This is a genomic window from Actinomadura kijaniata NBRC 14229 (assembly GCF_001552175.1).
GTDB classification, from domain to species: Bacteria; Actinomycetota; Actinomycetes; order Streptosporangiales; family Streptosporangiaceae; genus Spirillospora; species Spirillospora kijaniata.
On record NZ_BCQR01000140.1, the window covers coordinates 13,157 to 33,592 of the forward strand.

Here is a 20,436-nt window from a genome sequence, read left to right on the forward strand (position 1 = left end):
TTTCCAGCCGACCCGGATGGGGCTTCAACTCGGCCAAGAACCCGTTGGTGCCCACGGCCAACTTCAGCAACCTTCTCAGTGGGCCCGACCGACAATCAGGTCGTCACCTGCTCGCAGAGTCGTGTGCGGTGGGTCACTGACTCGGGTGATTGCTCGTCTGAGCTCGGAGGCCAGGCTGCCCTCGCTCTCGGTGCCCTTGGTCGCAGCTGTGATGTGGCGAGACTGCCTAGCGAAGGGCATTGCGCGATCATTGCCGGAAGGCCAAGATGGCCGCGTGCTCGGTCCGAGGGTGAAACCGTGGTGACCGAAGCGCGTGAACGGGCGAGTTCTCCACCGGCGCTCTCTGCTCTCGGCATTGTCTGCGTGGTTCAGAGCGGCGCCTGCTGGTAACGGTGTCCTGTCCCTTTCTGGAAGTGCCTGCCGTTGATATGACTGCAGGCCTGCCTCCGAACGGATCGTAAATGACTACTTCACGCAAGTCTCCCCTCTCTCCAGTTGTGCTGGTGCGTGGTTGGCTGTTGATCTTTGCTGCGGCGTTTGCCGGTGTGCTCGCCGTGGACTTGGTGCTGGGGGCAGGGGTGAAGATCACCTTTGGGACCTTTGGCCTTCCAACGCTTATCGCCACGATCTTCATGGTGGGGCGGATCCTGCAAAACAAGTGATCTGAGCGGTCGCAAGGGCAGGGCGGCGCCACTCTTGCGAGCTGAGGGGTGGATCTCGGTCCCCTCGGGCTTTGCCTATTTCGATAACTCCCTAAGGTGGTTTGCGTACTGCTTAGCGGAGACATTTTGGTTGCGCTGCGGGTATGTAAGTTGTTCCCAAGGCCGTCCTTGACAGAGAATTTCATGTAAATGTTAAAGGGTCTGCCGACTGGAAGCTTGGTCGGCAGACCCTTTTTGTGTTGAGTTTCGTTCGATGTGGGTTTGGCGAATTTTTCGCGAGCACGCAGCGTCTTCTTTTGGTGATGACGGCGTTCGCTGAGTGCAGACGTTGTGACGCTTGGTAGCCATCCCCACTCGGCTAATCCTGAGGTTCAATCCAGCCTTCTTTCAGGAGACTTCCAGTCTCAGGTCGGATGGGGAGTGAAGAGAGAAGAGACGCGCCAGTGGGTGCCATGGAGCGCAAGAAGATCGAGTGATCTAGATCACTTTTCTGCCGGTTGAGGGGATCTTCAACTTCGCCGACTGATCACGCTACGTTGAGGCGGCTTTATGGTCGCTTTACGTGCTTGGGGTGCCCTATGCCCGCTTGGCGGTATATGTATCGGTCCAGCTTGACGCTGGCGATGCATTGTGGTGAACGTGCGCGTCAGCGTGGCATGGGATTGGTTCTGACAACCTGCCTGACCCTCTCGGTTCTGGCGGCCCCTCCGGCCTTGGCATCGCCGTCGACGGGTGTGCCGCCGGTGCGGACGCAGACGGCCCCCTCACCGGAGACCGCAGCCCTGGCTGAGGCTAGGCAAACGGGGCAGCTGGTGGAGGTGGCCGGACGCACCACGGAGACCACCAAGATCAGCGCGGCTCCGGACGGCCAGTTCCAGGCCGAGCTGTCACCGGTGCCGGTGAGAGTCAAGCGGGACGGTGTCTTCCGCGACGCCGATCTGACGCTGGAGCGCCAGGGCGGCCAGGTCGCCTCGCGGATGTCGGTCAACGGGGTCTCCTTTGGCGCCGGCGGCGATGATGTGCTGGCTGCGATGGTCAGGGATGGCAAGAGCTTGACGCTGACCTGGCCGGGCGGGAAGTTGCCAGCGCCGGTACTGGACGGCCCGGCCGCGACCTATGTCGATGCCGGAGGCGCCGGGATCGACGTGGTGGTGAAGTCGACGCCCACGGGCTGGAGCCACTACATCGTCATCCGGACGGCCGCGGCGGCGCAGAACCCGGCACTGGCCAAGATTGAATTTGGGGTGCGGACTTCCGGCTTGCGGCTGCAGGAACGCTCGGACAACCGCGTGGCGGCCGTCGACTCCACCGGCAAGGAGGTGTTCACCGCCCCCGCGCCACTGATGTGGGACGGGGGAGCGGCGCAGACGACGCGCACCGCCCCCGAAGAGATCGCGGCAGGCCCCGCCCCCAAGGCCCAGGTCGAGGCGATGCAGGTGGAAATTACCGAGGGAAAGCTGGCGCTGATCCCCAAGCGGGAGCTGCTGACCTCGCCTACGGCTCGGTTGCCGATCGTGCTGGACCCCTCCTGGCAGACCTGGAACGCCGAACGTGAACCCGATGGCGACGGCGGCTCGCAAGGCGCGGGGTGGGCCTATGTCGACAAGCAATGGCCCAACGAGTCGTACTGGAAACCCGACCGGTTGCCGACCGGCCGGGAAGTCGAGGACAACACCGACAAACGCTCCTACATCCGCATGGACGCCTCGAAACTGCACGAGTGGTCCGGTAACGTCAAGGTGAAGGTCAACGACGTGTTCATCACCTTCGACACCCTGCATGCCTGGTCATGTACGGCACGCGACGTGCGGCTGTTCAACGTCGGCCACATCTACTCGACGACCACTTGGAACTCTGCGCCCAGCGCGTTCATCCCCGAGGGGGCGGGCTGGGACACCAACTGGCTGTCGACCGCCTCGGTGAAGGTGGGGCGTCCCGAATGCGGCAACGACGGCAGCAGCAACGACGTGAAGTTCATCGACGGTCATCTGACCCGGTTGATGCAGTGGGCGACCGACCACAGGTGGGACTTCTTCACCATCGGGCTCTTCCCCGACAAGGACTACGACGACACCCACACCTGGAAGGTGCTGGACGTCGACCCGCGCATGGTCGTGAAGTTCTCCCGGTACCCGATGCCCCCCGCCGACGTGCACATGCTCAGCGGCGGCACCACCAAGTACAAGTGCGTGACCGGCACCAACCGGCCAGTGGTGGGCTGGTCGAAGGACCGCACACTCAACGCCAAGATCACCGACTACGACGGCGACGCGGCCGGTGGCGCCCTGGGACAGACCCTGCGCGCGCACTACGAGGTCGCGCCGCTGGGCAAACCCGCCGAGGCCGTCGACAAGTACACCACCTACCAGAAAGCACACACAGACGGATACGTGCATGCCGCGGTAACGGCACCGGTCGACACCGCCTCGACCACCGACGGCGGCACCGGCTGGATGTGGCGGGTGCGAGGCCAAGACGACACCGGGCTGTCCGGCGCCTGGTCGTCATGGTGCGAATACACGGTGGACACCAAACGGCCCAACCAGCCGACGGTGTCGGCCACCGGCTACACCGAGGGACAGTGGGGCGGATACGACGCGGCCGCCCGCAAATACGCCACCGGGATCTTCACCCTCGGGGCGTCGGGTTCGGGCGACGTCGTGATGTACCACTACCGGTTCTCTGACGGCACCGAGAAAAAGACACCCGTCACCGCCGGGACCTCGCTCCAAGTGCCCTGGACACCCAAGAAGTTCGGCTGGCAGTGGGTGGAGGTAACCGCCTTCGATCGGGCCGGGAACATGAGTCCGACCAAGAAATACGAGTTCGGGGTCGAACAGCCACCGCGGGATGCGGGCTGGGCGATGGACGAGACCTCCGGCGACCGGGCCAAGGCCGTGGGCGACAGCGGTGCCGCCCGCCCCGCAGCCGACGTAGTGTTCACGGGCGGAGCGATGCTGGGGCAGCCCGGCAACCAAGGCCATGAGTTGGACCGTGCGGTGCGGCTGAACGGAACCTCCCAGTTCGGCGAGGTCAAACCGCTGCTGGACGGTGGACAGACGCTGCCGCTGGTCGACACCAGCAAGCGCTTCATGTTCTCCACCTGGGTCAAACTGGCCGCGGTCGACCGCGACCAGGTAGCCATCAGCCAGGCAGCAGCCGACGGCAGCGTGTTCGAACTGGGCTGGCTGGATCGTCGCTGGACGATGCGGCTGCGCAAGGCCGACGGAACGATCCCGGGCCAGGTCAAGCGCGAAATGGCCCAGGCCGGAGATGGCCAGCCGTGGAGCGCGCACTGGGTGTCGCTGATGGGCGGCTACGACCCCTTGACGGGAGAAATATGGCTGCGCACCCAGGCGAGTGGGCAAGAGGAATGCTCCCCCGACCTGCCGCCCGGGGAATGCGAGGGCTCAACGCCGGTCATGGATCCCGAACTGGCGTACACCAAGGTCACATGGACACCTGCTGGCGGTACCGGATCGTTGATGTTCGGCGCGACCACCCTGGGCACCGGCAAGGCCGCGTACTGGAACGGCTTGATCGACGACTCCCAGCTGTGGCCGCTGGCTCGCCCCGATGAGACCGTCCTGAAAGTGATCTACGGAGAGTCGGTGCGCCATGCGGAGTTCGACGGGTCGACGCTGCGACTGGTGAACGCTGGCTCCGGGCATTGCCTGGAGGTTACCGGGGCCGCCACCACGAGCGGGGCCAACGTTGCTCAGGGCACCTGTAACGCAGGCCCCGCCCAGAACTGGAAATTCACCAAGGTCGACAGTAACGGGTACTACACCCTGACCAACCCCAACAGCGGCAGATGCCTGGACGTGGACGCCAGCGACGGCTCGGGCACCGCCGATGGACGCAACGTACGCCAACGCGACTGCGACGGCAGCGACGGCCAGCGATGGCGGGCCGACCGGAAGTCCATCGGCTTCTGGCTAGTTTCCAAGCTCAGCGGCAAGTGCCTGGCGGTGGCAGATCCGCCCGCTGACGCCGGGTCCAACGTGCACCAGTGGACGTGCGCGAACCCGTTGAGCAACGAGCAGGTCTGGCAGATCACCGACCGGAAGCGCCATGAGCTGCACACGGTGACCTACCGGTTGCGCGGTGCCGGCAGCGACCGATGCCTGCAGCCCGCCGAGGGGCCCGACCCCAGCAAGGCCACGATGGTGCAGTCTGAGTGCGATGACACCCCGCGGCAGGACTGGACCTTCAACTACCGCGGCGACGGTTACTACACCCTGGTCAACTCCAGCAGCCAGCTTTGTCTGGCTGTCGCTGCCGAATCTGATCCCGCCAAGGCCAAGGGCATGCCCTTGCTGCAGCAGCCATGCTCCATCGATGTCGACCGACAGGCGTGGAAGGTCTCAGCGGTCGGTAGCGACGGTGCCCAAGGGTACCGATTGTTCTCCAAGCATCTCGGGTTGGTTGCCGAGGTGAAGGAGGCCGCCATCGGCGACGGCGCGTCGGTGGTGCAAAACAACCCAACCGATTCCAACCCGCCGCCGCCGCACCAGACATGGAAGCTGGGCTGCCTGCCCGAGCAGGCATGGCGGTGCTCGGCCTAGGCGCTGGCCTGACGGGCGCATCTGATCGATCCGGATTCGACGACAGCGATACGCGACGTACGGGTGAGAGTGAGACGGCAGTGACGGGTGTGGTGAGCAGGCTCGGCAGGGCCCGCTGGCTGATGATGCTGATCGCGGTGGCGGCGTCGTTGACGCTGCTCGCCGGCACCGCCGGGGAGGCCGCCGCCGCGCTGCGTCCCAAGCTGTCGGAGGAGGGCAAAAAGCGCCGCCCCAGCACTCAGAAGACACCCATGGTCAAGGGCCGCACTGTCAAAGCCCGCGCGTTGAAGCTGCCTGGCCAGGCGGGCACCCCGGTCAGCCGAAAGCGGCCCACGCCCGTGTGGCCCAAGGCGGGTCGGCAGACCGTCGACCTGTCGAAGGTTCGGGCACCGGGTACGGAGACCCAGCGCCGCGTGTCCGCCCAGTCTCCGACCGCATCATGGGTGCAGGCAGGGACGCTGCCGGTCTGGCTGACCGCCCCCACCCCGCGCAAGCAGACCACGGTCCGAGCCGCAGCCGAGGCTGTGCCGCCGCAGGTACAGGTACAGATCCTCGATCTCAAGACGGCCAAGACCGCCGGTACTGACGGCCTCATGCTCACCCTGTCGGCACCCACATCGGGCCGTACCAAGGTCGGGGTGAACTACGGAAGCTTCAAGACCGCGCACGGCGGCGACTGGGCCTCACGGTTGCGCCTGGTCCAACTGCCGGCATGTGTGCTGACCACCCCGGCCAAGCCCGAATGCCAAAAGGGCACCCCGCTGCCCACCGCCAACAACCCCAAGACCGAGACGCTGACGGCCGATGTGGACGTACCAGCCGCCGCCTCTCAGCAAGGTACCGCCCAGCGGCAGACTGCACTCTCGGCTGCCGCGGCGGGAGCGATGGTGCTGGCCGCCGAGGCCGGACCGTCGGGCCCCGGCGGCGACTGGTCGGCCACCAACCTGACGCCTGCCTCCAGTTGGAACGCCGGCTCCAACACTGGCGAGTTCACCTGGTCCTACCCGGTACGGGTTCCGCCGGTGCCCGGCGACCTGGTGCCGTCAGTGGCATTGTCCTACAGTTCGGGGGCGGTGGACGGCAAGACCGCCGCCGACAACTCCCAAGCCTCCTGGATCGGTGACGGGTTCTCCTTCTGGCCCGGATCGATCGAGCGCAAGTACAAGGCGTGCATGGACGACGGCCAGGTCTCAGGCGATCTGTGTTGGGGCCGCGACAACGCCGTGCTGTCACTCAACGGGCACTCCACCGAACTGCTGTATGACGCTGACTCCAACTCCTGGAAGCCTCGTAACGACAACGGCTGGAAGATCGAACGCCTGACCGGCGCCAACAACGGCGACGACAACGGCGAGTGGTGGCGCGTCACCACCATGGAAGGCGTTCAGTACATCTTCGGCAAGGACCGCCCCGACGACTGGTCGACCGGCAAGACCGAGACCAACTCGGCCTGGACCGTCCCGGTGTTCGGCGACGACAACAGCGAACCCTGCCACAAGGACGCCTTCAAGGACGCCTGGTGCTACCAGGCGTGGCGATGGAACCTCGACCACGTCATCGACCCGCACCAGAACACCATCACCTACTACTACGGCACCGAGACCAACAACTACACCCGCGTCGAGCAGTTCACCGGCGGCACCAAGTACACCTCCGGCGGCTACCTCAAGCGCATCGACTACGGCCAACGCCAAGGCTCGACCTACGCCACCCCCGCCCCAGCGCGGGTGCGGTTCGATATGGCCGCCCGCACCGACTTCCCTGACGACCAGGTCTGCGAGGACGACAAGACCTGCGGGCTGCGCAAGGCCTCCCCGACGTTCTTCGACCGCCAGCGCCTGACGAAGATCACCACCGAGATCCTCACCGACAAGACGGCCGGCACCTACAGCCCGGTCGATGAGTTCGAGTTCGGCCAGACCTACCAGAACGGTGTGCTGTGGCTAAACACCATCGACCAGACCGGCAAGTACGGCACCGAGACCAAGGCGCCCCGCGTCACCCTCACCGGTCAGCTGATGCCCAACCGCGTGGTCACCAACCGCGGCGGCACCGGCATCGACGCCCTACCCGGTTACGACCGGCCCCGCCTGGTCGGCGTCAACAATGGAACCGGATCGACCACCACCGTCCGCTACTCCGACCCCTATGTCACACCCGCCCCCGCAGGCGAATGCGTCTACGACGCGGGCAACATGCCCGACCCCAAGAGCAACACCAAACGCTGCTTCCCGGTCAAATGGCAGAACCCCGAAGGCAAGATCATCGATGACTGGTACCACAAGTACGTCGTCGACCAGATCACCGAGGCCGACGGCACCGGCCAGTCCCGCGACAAGGTCACCGACTACCAATACGTCGGCGGCGCCGCCTGGCGGTACGCCGAGGACGACGGCCTGACCAAAGACAAGTGGCGGCACTGGTCGCAGTGGCGTGGCTATGCCAAGGTCCGCACCATCGCCGGCGACGGCCAGAACGGCGAAAAGCAGACCCGCACCGAGACCACCTACGCCCGCGGCATGGACGGCAACTACCAGGGCAAGGGCGCCACACCAGCCAACGTCACCATCACCGATTCCAAGAACCTGCTCGGCGGCATCCCCGACATCAACGCCCTGGCTGGTGCGGTCATCGAGATCCGCGCCTTCGACAGCGCCTTCGCCGACGCCAACGAGGTGTCGGCCTCAGTGTCCAAACCCAAATGGGTCAAGACCGCCACCCGCACCTTCAAGGACACCTTTTCCGGCGATGACATCACCGTGCACGCCGGCTGGTCGCAGCCCGAATGGACCAAGATCCGTAATCGGAAGGCCGACGGTAACGACCAGTACACCGAGACCTACTTCGACTACGACTCCCTCGGCCGCACCATCGCCGTCGACAACGAAGGCGACCCGGCCACCGCCGCCGACGACACCTGCGCCCGCACTGTCTACCCCAGCGGCGCACCGCCCGCCGGGAAGATCGTCATCAGGACGCTGCCGATCCGCGACCTTCAGGTGGCGGTCGACTGCGACAACGCCGCCAGCAGCGAACCCAACCTGGCTGCCGGAGACATGATCTCCGACGTCAAGACCATCTACGACGACACCACCTACGGCGGCCACCCGACCAAGGGCGAAGACCGCAAGATCGAGACCACCACCGGAGTGTCCGACGGCCGCTCCACCATGGTCACCTCGGTGCACAACACCCACGACGCCTACGGCCGTGTCCTCACCACCACCCACGTTGGCGACCCGGCCACCACCACCGACGACCGCGTCACAAAAACGGTCTACACCGACGCACCCGAGGGCTGGCTGAAATCCACCAGCGTCACCACCCCGCCGGTCAGCGTCGGCGGCGCGACCCCAGCCGGGTTCACCACCACCACCGACTACCATCCGGCTCGCGGCACCCCTATCAAGGTCGTTGACCAAAATAGCCGCATTGCCGAGGCCGAATACGACGGGCTGGGCCGCCTGATCAAGGCGTGGATGCCCAACAACCTGCGCAAGAACAATCCTGACCGGCCCTCGACGATTTACACCTACGCCTTCCCCACCGACGGGAACCCGGTGTCGATCACCACCAAGACGTTGCGTAGGACCGATCCGGTCACCTACGACACTGCGGTGGAGTTGCTGGACGGGCTGCTGCGTCCCCGCCAGAGCCAGGCCGAAGCCCACGGCGGCGGCCGCATGGTCTCCGACACCAAGTACGACTCGCGCGGCCTGGTCTACAAGGCCAACGCCCCCTACTTGATGGCCGGTGCCCCCGATGGCGTGCTGACCAGCGCCGACGACAACCAGATCCCCTCCCAGACGCTCAGCACCTACGATGGGCTCGGCCGTCTGCTCACCAGCACCCTGTACAGCAAGTCCACCAGGAAATGGACCACCGCCAACCAGTACAAGGGCGAGCAGACCGTGGTCATCCCGCCCGAGGGTGCCATGCCGTCGATGAGCATTACCGACGCTCTGGGCCGCCTCGCTGAGGTCCGCCGCTATAAGACCGCCGATCTGAACGGGCCGTACACCGCCTCCACTTACACCTACGACGCTGCCGGACGCCTCTCCCAGATCCACGACGCCGCTGGCAATACCTGGAAGACCACCTACGACGCCCGGGGACGAGTGGCCACCACCACCGACCCTGACAAGGGCGCCAGCACCCTCACTTATGACCACTTCGACCAGGTCAAGACCGCCACCGACGCCCGCGGCACCACCCTGACGAGCAGCTACGACAACCTTGGTCGCCCGTTGGAGGTTAAGAACGGCACCACCCTGCTGGCCTCCTACACCTACGACACCCTGCCGTGGGCCAAGGGCATGCCCGCCACCACCACCCGCCACGTCGGCAGCGACAAGTACATCTCAGCCGTCCTCGGCTATGACGCCATGGGCCGCCCCACCGGCTCGACCATCACCATTCCCGACTCCCAGGGCGCCCTGAAGGGTACCTACACCACTAAACAGAGTTACAACTTCGACGGCACCCCGCGTTCGGTCACCTTCCCGGCCATCGGCGGCACCAACGGCCTGCCCGAAGAACAGGTCACCACCTACTACGATGCCGACGGCCTCCCCGAGTGGAACACCGGCCTGGCGACCTATGTCGCCGACACCACCTACAACTCCCATGGGGATGTCACCCAGCTGTCCCTGGCGGCAGCATCGGACAAGTTCATCTGGCAGACCTTCGACCGCGACGAGGTCACCCAGCGGGTGACCCGTGCCACCGTCAAACGCCAGACTTCGACCGCCACCTACGATGTCGAAGCCAAGTACGACTACAACGATGCCGGATCGATCACCTCGATCCTCACCAACGTCACTGGCCGCGCCGCCGACCGGCAGTGCTTCAACTACGACTACGCCCAGCGCCTTACCCAGGCCTGGAGCACCACCCAACAAGACTGCAAGAACGTCATTCCCACCCCCTCCACCGTCGGCGGTCCTTCCCCGTACTGGACCAGCTACGACTACGACGCCAGTGGCAACCATGGAGACAAAGCTGGCAACCGCACCAAAGAAACCCAGCACGCCTTCACCGGCGGCCCCACCGCCGACAAAACCCGCACCTATTCCTACCCCGCCGCCCTAGGCAACAGCGGCACCCAAAGTCCGCACGCTTTGCGTAGCGTCACCGAAACCCAAGGCGCCAACAGTCGCACCGACCTGTACACCTACGATGAGGTCGGTAACACCACCACCCGTCCCGGCCAGAAACTGATCTGGGACGCCGAAGGTCACCTGTCCAAGATCACCGACACCAGTGGCAAAGAGCTTGCCAGCTTCATCTACGACACTGGTGGCAGCCGCCTGATCCGCAAGGACACCACCGGCACCACCCTGTATCTGCCCGGTCAAGAAGTGCGGGTTACACCTAGCGGTGCCGTCAGCGTCATGCGGTACTACACCCACGGCGGCCAAACCGTCGCCTACCGCACTGGCCTGTCCAACTCCACCGTCCAGTTTCTGGTTCCCGACTACCAGGGCAGCGCCACCACCACCATCAACGCCCTGGACCAGTCCAGCTGGAGCACCCGCGGCTACGGCCCCTTCGGCACTGAACGCACCAGCCCTCTCGGCACCTGGCCCACACCTTTCGACAAGGGCTACGTCGGCGGCACCAAGGACACCTCCACCGGCCTGACTCACCTCGGTGCCCGTGAGTATGACCCAGCTCTTGGCCGCTTCATCAGCATCGATCCGCAGTTCAACGCCCAGGACTCCGGCAGCTGGAACGGCTACAACTACGCCAACAATAATCCCATCGACAACAGCGATCCCGACGGTAACATCTGCCGTTACCTTCCCGGCGGCGGCCGCGAATGCTTTGACCCCCCCAGCTACAACAAGACCAACCCGAGGGGCGGTACCGGCGGGGGCGGCTCTACCTCACAGGGGCCTCGGTCCACTGGCGGTGGCGGACCCGCCGGCGTGCCGCAGATTTCCCCGCCCGCTCCGCCACCGTGCACCAGCTGGAAGTGCAAGTTCAGCAAGGTTGCCGATGCCGCCGGCGGCTTTGTCAAGAAGCACAGCGCCACCATCGCCGCGACTGCCGTCGGTGTCGGATGCGGCGTTGCCATCGGCTGGACCGGCGTGGGCGGCGTCGGCTGCGCCGCCGCCGCAGGCGCGGTCTACGGCATCGTCAGCCATGCCCAAAACACCCCCCGCGATCAATGGTCAGCCACGAGTTTCCTCACAGCCGCAGCCAAGGGTGCCATCACCGAGAGCATCAACCATGTCGGTGGCGGCCTGGCTACTAAGGCGGCCAGCGCCCTGTTCAGGCGTGTCGTCCCCAAAATCGCCTCCAAGATCGGTGGCAAAGGGGCTGGTAGTAAATCTGGAACTGGATCCAATAAGGTCTCTCTGACCAAAAAGACCAACAGCGGCTCCACGTGCGCACCCAAGAGCTTCGCACCCGGCACATCGGTGCTGCTAGACGACGGCTCTCACAAGCCCATCGACAAACTCCAGGTTGGCGACAAGGTTCGAGCTACCGATCCGAGCACTGGCAAAACTCGCCCGCAAACGGTCCTGTCCACCTTCGCTAGTACTGGGGTAAAAAACCTGGTGCGGCTTGCCATCGACGTCGATGGCGCTAAGGGGATCAAAACTGCCACTTTGATCGCCACCGAAGACCACCCCTTCTGGGTCCCTGAGATCGATCAATGGGTGGAGGCTGGGCAACTCAAGCCTGGCATGTGGCTGCGCACCAGTGCCGGAACCCGCGTTCAGATCACCTCAACGAAGACTTGGACCCGACACCAGCGAGTCCACAACCTCACCGTCGACACAGATCACACCTACTATGTGGTCGCAGGCGCAGTTGCAGTACTTGTTCACAACTGCGGAGATAAACCAGATGCCGAGAAGATTGCGACCTGGGTTACTGAGGGCGGCGATCTGAGTAAAGGTAAGCGGGGTATGGGTGAACAGTTTTACGAGTTCCAATCGGGTGTCGCCGGAGGGCGCTCAGACCTGGCGACTAGAAGGGCTCTTGCTCCTCAACTGTCCATGCCTGCCATTGACGGCACTATGGTAACGGCGAAATTTGATGGCGTTGACGGAAATGAGATCATTGATAGAAAGTTTGGTTTTAGATTTACTGAGAAGATGTATGACCTGGCGCGCCGCCAAGCTGCGACGGCGGCATATAATGGCCTCCAGGCCGTTTGGGAGGTGCCAGATCAAGAAAAGTTCGATATGGCGAATAGGGTTCTGAAGGCTGCAGGTGTGTCGACTATCATAGTGAGGCAGGTCGAGTAGATGGACTCTAGACCTCTGGTTCGTGCCCTCCTGGAGGCCATGGCGTTTTTGGAGGAGTCCGATGAGGATCAGGTGGAGCCGTTTGCTGCGGCCCGCTGTCTGGAGAACATGAGTCACTATCTCCTTCAACTGGAAGGAGTGGATCGCCAGGAGTTCATTGAACTCCTTGAGGAAATGGCTTCTGAGGAGGAGAGCGAGAGCCAGGCAAAGCGCCTGCGGGAACTTCCCTTCGTAATTGGAATGATTGAAAAACGGTAAGCTTTTAGCCGCATTACTTTATGGGGTGGCGGGCCCTCAGTTCGGCAGGGTAGCCAGACGAAGTGGCGGGTGGTGTGTTTGGCGCGGCCCTGCGCGTCGAAGATCGCTGTCGTTGCATAGTCATGTGGTGTTGGTTCGCCCCCCACTGAAAGGCTCCCATGCGGCCCGGACGAGGCTGACCCGGAAGTCTGAGCGGCTCGCTGAACCACAACGGCCCGTGCATCACATCCAGGATGCACGGGCCGAGGTCGTGGTGGAGCAATTCTGCGGGCGGGGGAGGCAAGGGGAAAAGGGTCCCTGGCTCAAAGCTGCATGAATTTGAGATCGGAGTTATTCCCCTGAAGGGAAGGAGGGTGACGCCCTCTATTCCTACTGTCTAGTTGGACCAGCACAAGCGGTGGACCATGTTCACGCACGAACCAAAGATGGAGATCTGGCTGACGAAAATCTGACGCCCATTTGCACAAGGTGCAATAGTTCGAAGCCTGAGCGAGTCGCGTCGAAAGCGCCTCCGTCGAACTATCTTAGTCTTTGTTGCCGTTGCCGCGGGCCTTCGACGGCCGCTTGGTGCTGGCCGTCGATGTCTCACCCTGGCTGCGCCCCGACGTCGCCACCTGCGCCGACCGGTCGTTCTGCCACACCTTCGACTGCGGTGAGGGGCGGCACCAGATGGTGCCGGGCTGGCCCTGCTCGTTTGTGGCGGCGCTGGAGAGCGGACCGACGTCTTGGGCGGCGTTGCTGGATGCGGTCCGGCTGGAGCCAGGCGCCGACGTCCTTGCCGTCACCGCCGCCCAGCTGCGCCAGGTGGTGGAACGGCTAATCGTGGCCGGGCAGCACCGTGACGGCGCGTCCTGGCTAAGGAAGGTCGCTTCCCTTGCCGCCTGATCCGGGTGGGCGCTGCATACTGGGTTCCCACCGCCGCGCTCCTAGCGGTTCTGGGGGAGGAAAGGCCGCGCTCGTCGTCTGATCGGACCACGTAGGGAGACCAGGTGTTGCCCGGCGGGATCACCCCGGCTTCGTGGGGGCGTCCCGCCGGGCGTCGCCCGGTAACGGTCATGTCGCGGCCATGTCCAATCGGCGCCGCGCCGGTCCGCTGAGGTGCTGGTCAGGTGGCCGGAATCCGCCAAGATCACGCACGGTCACAGTGATAGAACCAGTGATAAAAAATCTTGAGCCCTGATCATCCGGAGATGATCAGGGCTCTGACCTGGGGAAGTGGTGGAGCGGGCGACGGGAATCGAACCCGCGTAGCCAGTTTGGAAGACTGGGGCTCTACCATTGAGCTACGCCCGCGTCGATCGGTCCGGGAGGGCCCGGCGATCGTCATCCCGTAGCGTACAGGCTTTCGCGGGTGGTTGTGTTCTTCTGGGCCGGGACGAGGGAATGCCGGGTTGGACGAGGCGTTCGCGGCTGATCGGCACTAGACTTCGGCGGGTCACCGTGGCGCGGACGCGTGCGGTGAGCGGGCTGTAGCGCAGTTTGGTAGCGCACCGGCTTTGGGTGCCGGGGGTCGTGGGTTCAAATCCCGCCAGCCCGACCAGTGAGGTCCCGCCCGGAACGGGCGGGACGGGACGCCGTGCCGACTACTTGGTGCGGGGGCGATCCGGATGAGCGCGTCGTCAACGCGCGTCTCGAAGAGCTGACCGAGGGTCAGCGGAGTATTTCGCCGGGGATGGCTGGCGTGCCATCGCCGTTCTGTGCTTCGCCGATGAGGGTGCGTCCACGGGCGGCGGCCAGGGCACTCCTTGTACATGTCTTGATGGGACTTTTGTCCCGATGGGACATTCCGGCGGTAGCGTGGGGGTGTGGAGGGACGTCGAGAACGCAAGGTGAACCGGACCCGGCGGACGCTCGCCGAGGCGGCGCTGGACCTGGTGCGGGAACGCGGGTTCGCCGCGGTCACCGTGCAGGAGATCGCCGACCGGGTCGACGTGTCGCGGCGGACGTTCTCGCGCCACTTCACGGGTAAGGAGGACGCGCTCGTCGAGCCGCTGCGGGTGGACTTCGCGCGGATCAACGAGGCGCTGGCGGACCGGCCCGCGGACGAACCCCCGCTGGCCGCCTACCGCGGCGCCGTGCTGGCCTGGCTCGCCGAGCCCGACGCCTGGCACCGCCGGGAGGGGGCGCCGGACCTGTTCCGGATCGCCCGCGAGGAGCCCGCGGTGCTGGCCGTCTACCGGCAGGTCAGCGTGGAGGCCGAGGACGAGACCGCGCGCGTGTTCGCGGTGCGGACCGGTGCGGACGACGTCCGCGCGGCCGTTCTGGCGGCCGCGGCGGCGGGGGCGTTCCGGACCGGGGCCCGGGCCTGGTGGAACGCGCCCGGGACGGTCGATCTGCCCGGCGCCGTCGAGCGCGCCTTCGAGGCACTGCTGGGCGCGTGCGCGCCCGGAGGGGAACGGTCGTGAACGAGGAGTTCGGGGGAAGGGTCGCGCTGGTCACCGGGGGTGCCTCCGGGATCGGGCTGGCCGTCGCGCGGCGGCTGGCGGCCGGGGGAGCGGTCGTCGTGGTCGCCGACCGCGACCAGGAGGGGGCGCTGCGGGCCGTCAACGCGCTGGAGTGCGACGGCGCGAAGGCCGCCGCCGTGGCGCTGGACGTCGCCGACGCCCCGTCGGTGGCGAACGCCGTGCGGTTCACCGTGGAGACCTTCGGCGGGCTGCACCTGGCGGTCAACAACGCCGGGATCAGCGTCCCGCCCACGCCGGTCGGCGAGCTGGACCCGGAGGTGTGGCGGCGGGTCGTGGACATCAACCTCACCGGCGTCTTCCACACGCTGCGCTACGAGATCCCCGCGATGCTGGAGAACGGCGGCGGCGCGATCGTGAACATGGCGTCGATCCTCGGGACCAACGGCTTCCCCGGCGCGTCGGCCTACGTGGCCGCCAAGCACGGCGTCGTCGGCCTCACCAAGAGCGCGGCGCTGGAGTACGCCGGGCGGAACATCAGGGTCAACGCGGTCGGCCCCGGCTTCGTCGACACCCCGCTGCTGAACGGGGCCGACGCCGCCGCGCGCAGGATGCTGGTGTCGCTGCACCCGCAGGGGCGTCTCGGCCGGGCCGAGGAGGTCGCGGAGATGACGGCGTTCCTGCTGTCGGACCGGGCGTCGTTCGTGCAGGGCGGCTACCACCTGGTCGACGGCGGATACGCGGCGCGCTGAGGAGGGGACGATGAAGGCCGTTCAGTATCGACGGATCGGGGCCGCTCCCGAGGTCGTGGAGATCCCCGAGCCGGAGCCCGGCCCGGGACAGGTGCTGCTGAAGGTGACCGCGGCGGGCGTCTGCCACTCCGACATCGCGGTGATGGGCTGGCCGCGGGTGCCGTTCCCGCTGCCGCTGACCCTCGGCCACGAGGGCGCGGGCACGGTCGCGGCGCTCGGCGACGGCGTCACCGGGCTGGAGGTCGGCGAGCCGGTCGCGGTGTACGGGCCGTGGGGCTGCGGGACCTGCGCCCGGTGCGCCCGGGGAGAGGAGAACTACTGCCCGCGCGCCGCGGCGCTGGGCGTCCACCCGCCGGGGCTGGGGGCGCCCGGCGCGATCGCCGAGTACCTGCTGGTCGACGACCCCCGGCACCTGGTGCCGCTCGGCGACCTGGACCCGGTGACCAGCGTGCCGCTGACGGACGCGGGCCTCACCCCGTACCACGCGATCAAGCGGGCGCTGCCGGTGCTGGTGCCGGGCAGCGCCGCCGTGGTGATCGGCACCGGCGGGCTCGGCCATGTCGCGATCCAGCTGCTGCGGGCGCTCAGCCCGGCGCGCGTGATCGCGCTGGACGTGACCGAGGCCAAGCTGGAGCTGGCCCGGAAGGTCGGCGCGCACGAGACCGTCCTGTCGGACGCCGACGCCGCCGCCACGGTCCGCGAGCTGACCGGCGGGCTCGGCGCGCAGGCGGTGTTCGACTTCGTGGGCGCCCCGCCGACCGTGGCGCTGGCGACGGCCGTCGCGGGGGTCGAGGCGGAGGTCGCGCTCGTCGGGATCGGCGGCGGGGTCGCGCGGTTCGGGTTCGGCGGCATCGCCTACGACGCGGCGGTGCGGGTGCCGTACTGGGGCAGCCGCGCCGAGCTGATCGAGGTGCTGGACCTGGCGCGCGCCGGGGCGGTCGACGTGCATGTCGAGACCTACGGCATCGACGACGCGCCCACGGCGTACGAACGCCTGCACGCGGGTCAGGTCAACGGCCGCGCCGTCATCCTGCCCGGCCGCTAACGGGTCGGCGTGGTCGCCAGGGTGCCCGCGCGGACCTCGCCGAGCGTGGTCGCCACCACCCCGACCACCTCGTGCAGGGCGTCGCGCAGGGCCCCGGCGGAGGCGCGGTGCCGCTCCACGCCGTCGACCTTGGCGGCCTCCAGCAGCGGGGTCACGTCGTCGAGCATGGCGCGCAGCCAGCCCATCGGGTCGCGGGTGAGCGTCTCGTCGAACACCCGGCCGCCCGGCTCGCTGTCGCTCATCCCGGGGTGGTGGTGCATGCGGTCCTTGGTGCCGGGCCCGCCCGCGACCGACTCCAGGAAGTCGGCGCGCCACACCGCCCGGTCGAGCACGACGCGCTGGGCGGCGTTCGGGGAACCGTGCCAGGGCTGCGGCTCCAGCAGCCGGAGCTCGACGCGGACGCCGCGTTCGTCGCCGCCGCGTTCGGGGTCGGGGTCGCGCAGGTAGAGGTCCTCGACGGTCACGCCGAGAGTGTCGAAGCAGAACGCGCGCAGCACGGGCGCTCCTCCCTCCGCAGTCCTGACTCGGACTTTACGCGTCCCTTGTCGGAGGGCAAGGGCCCTACGGTGGAGGCCATGCGCCGCTATCCCTACGTGGGCCCCGCCGAGCTGCGCCGGGACGTCGGCGCGGCGACGGGCTTCGCGGTCGCCTCGCCGGGCGACCTGCGCCGCTGGCTGGAGGACCGGGACGCCGACGAGCCGTTCACCTACGTCGTCGCCCTGGACGGGACGCTGCTGCTCGCTCCGCGCCGCAGCGAGCACGTGGCGTGCGCGGGCGGCGCGCCGGTCCTGGCGGCGGGGGAGATCGCGTTCGCGGACGGCGCGGCCGTCGAGGTCACCAACCAGTCCACCGGCTACTGCCCCGACCCCGACTCGTGGGCGGCCGTCGCCGCGGCCCTGGACGCCGCCGGGCTGGCGCACCCCGGCGGGTTCACCGCCGCGTACGTCTTCCGGCGGTGCGGGGCGTGCGGGCAGCTCAACATCGTCAAGGACCACCACTACTTCTGTGCCGTGTGCGACGGGCCGCTGCCCGCGTTCGAGGGGGAGCGGTGGCGCTGGCGCAAGCTCTCCTGGGGCACCTGGGAGGAGCAGACCCCGGACGGGTGGCGGTGCGCGGCCTGCCATCTCCCCGTACGCGCGCACACCTACCGCACCGAACGCGGCGGAGAGCGCTGCATCGGCCTGTACTGGTGCTCCAACTGCCGCGTCTACTCCGGCACGATGGTCCGCGTCCCGCTGACCGAGGCCCTGCCCGACCCCCTGGCGGACCTGGACGAACACGAGCGCGCCCGCCTCCTGGGCAGGGAGTGGGCCCTCATCGACCACCTCGACAGGCGCGCAGCGAGGTGATCCGCTCGACGGTCAGCCCCGGCGGGGCCGCCCGCCCGGAACGGTCCAGCCACACCCCGCGCAGCCCGGCGGACTCCGCGGCCAGGGCGTCCACGTCCAGCCGGTCGCCCACGTGGGTGACCCGCTCCGGCGGCAGCCCCAGCCGCGCGCACGCGATCCGGAAGATCTCCGGGTCCGGCTTGGCGGCGCCGACCTCGCCCGAGATCACCACGCACGACAGCGCCGCGTCCAGCCCGAGCCGCTCCAGCTTGGCGCGCTGCTGCGCGGGGTCGCCGTTGGTCACCACGCCCAGCCGAGTCCCGGCCCGCCGCAGCGCCGCCAGCGCCGGGCCCACGTCCGGGAACAGCCGCCACGCCGCCTCGTAGCGCGCCAGGTACTCGGCGAACCACGCGCCGGCCCGCGCGTCGTCCCACTCGCCGAGCCCCGACTCCCGCGCGAACGCCCGCACCCGCACCCGCCGCTGCTCGGCGAACGTCAGCTCACCCGCCAGGTAACGGTCCATCGTCTGCCGCGTGAGCCGTGCCCACCGCGCCGGATCGGCCCCCGGCAGGGCGCGCGCGACCGCCTCCGCCGCCGCCCCGCCGTGGTCGAACAGGGTGTCGTCCAGGTCGAACAGCACCGCGCTTCGAACTGCTCCCGGGTCCGACAACGGCCGCGTTCCTTCCGACGGGTGCCCCAGCGGTCGATGAGTGCGATTGTGGCAGTAAGGCATGGGCGGCCCGATGGAGGGAGACGACATGACCACCCCAGAGGTCCGGGACGCGGAGGTTCGCGAGCAGGTCGAGCGCGCCGTGGCGGGCCCGGCCTCCCACCTGGTGGAACAGATCGCCGAACGCCTGGGCGGGCGCGCCACCGCGAAGGCGGTGTACGGGGACCCGGTCGAGTACGGCGGCGTGACCGTGATCCCCGTCGCCCGGGTCGGCTACGGCTTCGGCGTCGGCGCGGGACAGGGCCGCCGCCGCGGCGGGGAGGGCCGTGACGACGAGGAGAGCTCGGGCGGCGGCGGGGGCGGCGGCGTCTCGGCCACCCCGGTCGGCTACATCGAGATCAAGGACGGGCAGGCGACGTTCCGGCCGGTGCGCGACCCGGTGACCGACGTGCTGGTGCCGGGGCTGTTCGTGCTGCTCGGCACCGTCGGCCCCCTGGTCGTCCGGCGGCTGCTGAACCGCCGCCGCTGAGCCCCGTTCGGTCGGTCCGCGCTCAGCCGGGGCGCAGGGCGGCCAGCCGGCAGACCGCGAGGGCCGCGGCCGTCAGGTCGTCGGCCGCCGTCGCCAGCGCCTCGTCCAGGGAACGCGGCCCCGGCCCGATCGGCAGCACCGCCGTCGCGCCGCGGTCGTAGAGACGGTGCGCGTCCGGGGTGAGGGTGCCGCCGAGCACCACGCACGGCACCCTCGCCCCGGCGCACGCGTCCACCACCGCGCGCACCGTCTTGCCGGTGTCGGTGCTGGCGTCGACCTTGCCCTCGGCCGTCAGGCACAGGTCCGCCCCGGCCAGGCGGTCCCCGAACCGCGTCAGGTCACCGATCAGCGAGGCGCCCGGCACCATCCGCGCGCCGAGCGCCAGCAGCGCCGCGCCCAGCCCGCCGGCGGCCCCGCCCCCGGCGGCGTCCGCGACGCCCAGCAGCGGCCCCAGCCGCCGCAGCCCGTCGTCCAGCGTCTCGACCGCCTCCGGGTCCGCGCCCTTCTGCGGCCCGTAGACGCGCGCCGCGCCCGCCGGTCCGTACAGCGGGCTCGTCACGTCGGCGGCGACGGTCAGGTCGATCCCGGCGAGGCGTTCCCGCGCGGGGGCGAGGTCGACCGACGCGACGTGCGCCAGGTCCGCGCCGCCGCCGTCGAGGGAACGCCCGTCCGCCGCGCGGATCCCGGCTCCGAGCGCGGCGAGCAGGCCCGTTCCGCCGTCCATGGTCGCGGTCCCGCCGAGGAAGACCACCACCCGGCGCGCGCCCGCGCGGGCGGCGGCCAGGACCGGGGCGGCCAGGCCCGCGCTGGAGGCGCGCATCACGTCGCGTTCGGCGGCGGCGAGCGCGGCCAGCCCGACCGCCTCGGCCGCCTCCACGACCGCCGTCCCGTCGTCGAGCAGCCCGTACCGGGCGGTGGCGGGGCGGCCGAGCGCGTCCACGCTCTCCACCGGCACCACGC

At 67.9% G+C, this 20,436-nt stretch carries 13 protein-coding genes, 2 tRNA genes and 1 pseudogene; 12 read left to right on the plus strand and 4 right to left on the minus strand.

The window, feature by feature from the left end:
- Positions 1-461: 461 nt before the first annotated feature.
- The 6 genes and pseudogenes from AKI01S_RS51135 to AKI01S_RS35270 all read left to right on the plus strand — a co-directional run bounded on the left by AKI01S_RS51135 (position 462) and on the right by AKI01S_RS35270 (position 13,635).
- Positions 462-662, plus strand: coding sequence for a hypothetical protein (locus AKI01S_RS51135; RefSeq protein WP_157420382.1), 201 nt, complete (start codon positions 462-464; stop codon positions 660-662).
- Positions 663-1,273: 611 nt separating this feature from the next.
- Complete coding sequence (locus AKI01S_RS35255) at positions 1,274-5,230, plus strand: RICIN domain-containing protein (protein ID WP_157420383.1); 3,957 nt, start codon at positions 1,274-1,276, stop codon at positions 5,228-5,230.
- Positions 5,212-12,492, plus strand: coding sequence for an RHS repeat-associated core domain-containing protein (locus AKI01S_RS54420; protein ID WP_157420384.1), 7,281 nt, complete (start codon positions 5,212-5,214; stop codon positions 12,490-12,492). Before AKI01S_RS35255 ends, AKI01S_RS54420 begins: the two co-directional genes overlap by 19 nt.
- A gap of 39 nt (positions 12,493-12,531) precedes the next feature.
- The gene (locus tag AKI01S_RS35265; RefSeq protein WP_157420385.1) at positions 12,532-12,750 is read left to right on the plus strand and encodes a hypothetical protein; all 219 of its coding nucleotides are present in this window, start codon (positions 12,532-12,534) and stop codon (positions 12,748-12,750) included.
- 397 nt (positions 12,751-13,147) lie between these two features.
- Positions 13,148-13,222: pseudogene (locus AKI01S_RS54740) on the plus strand (HNH endonuclease); the annotation flags it as partial.
- 62 nt (positions 13,223-13,284) lie between these two features.
- Complete coding sequence (locus AKI01S_RS35270) at positions 13,285-13,635, plus strand: transposase (RefSeq protein WP_218009934.1); 351 nt, start codon at positions 13,285-13,287, stop codon at positions 13,633-13,635.
- A 334-nt stretch (positions 13,636-13,969) separates the two neighbouring features.
- Here the strand turns inward: AKI01S_RS35270 and AKI01S_RS35275 are convergent.
- Positions 13,970-14,043, minus strand: a tRNA-Gly gene (locus AKI01S_RS35275).
- 170 nt (positions 14,044-14,213) lie between these two features.
- Here AKI01S_RS35275 and AKI01S_RS35280 point away from each other — a divergent pair.
- The 4 genes from AKI01S_RS35280 (at position 14,214) to AKI01S_RS35295 (ending at position 16,949) form a co-directional block, all read left to right on the plus strand.
- A tRNA-Pro gene (locus AKI01S_RS35280) sits at positions 14,214-14,290 on the plus strand.
- A 265-nt stretch (positions 14,291-14,555) separates the two neighbouring features.
- Positions 14,556-15,155 carry a TetR/AcrR family transcriptional regulator gene (locus tag AKI01S_RS35285; RefSeq protein ID WP_067827865.1) on the plus strand — a complete coding sequence of 200 codons (600 nt, stop codon included), beginning with the start codon at positions 14,556-14,558 and terminating at the stop codon, positions 15,153-15,155.
- Positions 15,152-15,904: an SDR family NAD(P)-dependent oxidoreductase gene (locus AKI01S_RS35290; protein ID WP_067827868.1), complete on the plus strand. Its 753-nt coding sequence runs from the start codon at positions 15,152-15,154 to the stop codon at positions 15,902-15,904. The genes AKI01S_RS35285 and AKI01S_RS35290 overlap by 4 nt, the downstream gene beginning before the upstream one ends.
- Positions 15,905-15,914: 10 nt before the next feature.
- Positions 15,915-16,949: an NAD(P)-dependent alcohol dehydrogenase gene (locus AKI01S_RS35295; RefSeq protein ID WP_067827871.1), complete on the plus strand. Its 1,035-nt coding sequence runs from the start codon at positions 15,915-15,917 to the stop codon at positions 16,947-16,949.
- On the opposite strand, the gene AKI01S_RS35300 is transcribed toward AKI01S_RS35295, so the two are convergent.
- On the minus strand, positions 16,946-17,446 hold the full coding sequence (locus AKI01S_RS35300; RefSeq protein ID WP_067827874.1) for a hypothetical protein: 501 nt from the start codon (positions 17,444-17,446) through the stop codon (positions 16,946-16,948). The two genes, AKI01S_RS35295 and AKI01S_RS35300, sit on opposite strands and share 4 nt — an antisense overlap.
- A 78-nt stretch (positions 17,447-17,524) precedes the next feature.
- Between AKI01S_RS35300 and AKI01S_RS52980 the strand changes: the two genes are divergently transcribed.
- Positions 17,525-18,298, plus strand: coding sequence for a hypothetical protein (locus tag AKI01S_RS52980; protein ID WP_067827878.1), 774 nt, complete (start codon positions 17,525-17,527; stop codon positions 18,296-18,298).
- On the opposite strand, the gene AKI01S_RS35310 is transcribed toward AKI01S_RS52980, so the two are convergent.
- Entirely contained in the window at positions 18,264-18,947 is a 684-nt protein-coding gene (locus AKI01S_RS35310) for an HAD family hydrolase (RefSeq protein WP_245681913.1), read from the minus strand. The two genes, AKI01S_RS52980 and AKI01S_RS35310, sit on opposite strands and share 35 nt — an antisense overlap.
- Before the next feature lie 88 nt (positions 18,948-19,035).
- On the opposite strand from AKI01S_RS35310, the gene AKI01S_RS35315 reads away from it, so the two are divergent.
- Positions 19,036-19,476 carry a spore germination protein GerW family protein gene (locus AKI01S_RS35315; RefSeq protein WP_084000570.1) on the plus strand — a complete coding sequence of 147 codons (441 nt, stop codon included), beginning with the start codon at positions 19,036-19,038 and terminating at the stop codon, positions 19,474-19,476.
- A gap of 22 nt (positions 19,477-19,498) precedes the next feature.
- Here AKI01S_RS35315 and AKI01S_RS35320 read toward each other — a convergent pair.
- A partial coding sequence (locus tag AKI01S_RS35320; protein WP_218009935.1) for a glycerate kinase occupies positions 19,499-20,436 on the minus strand: 938 nt, incomplete at its 5' end.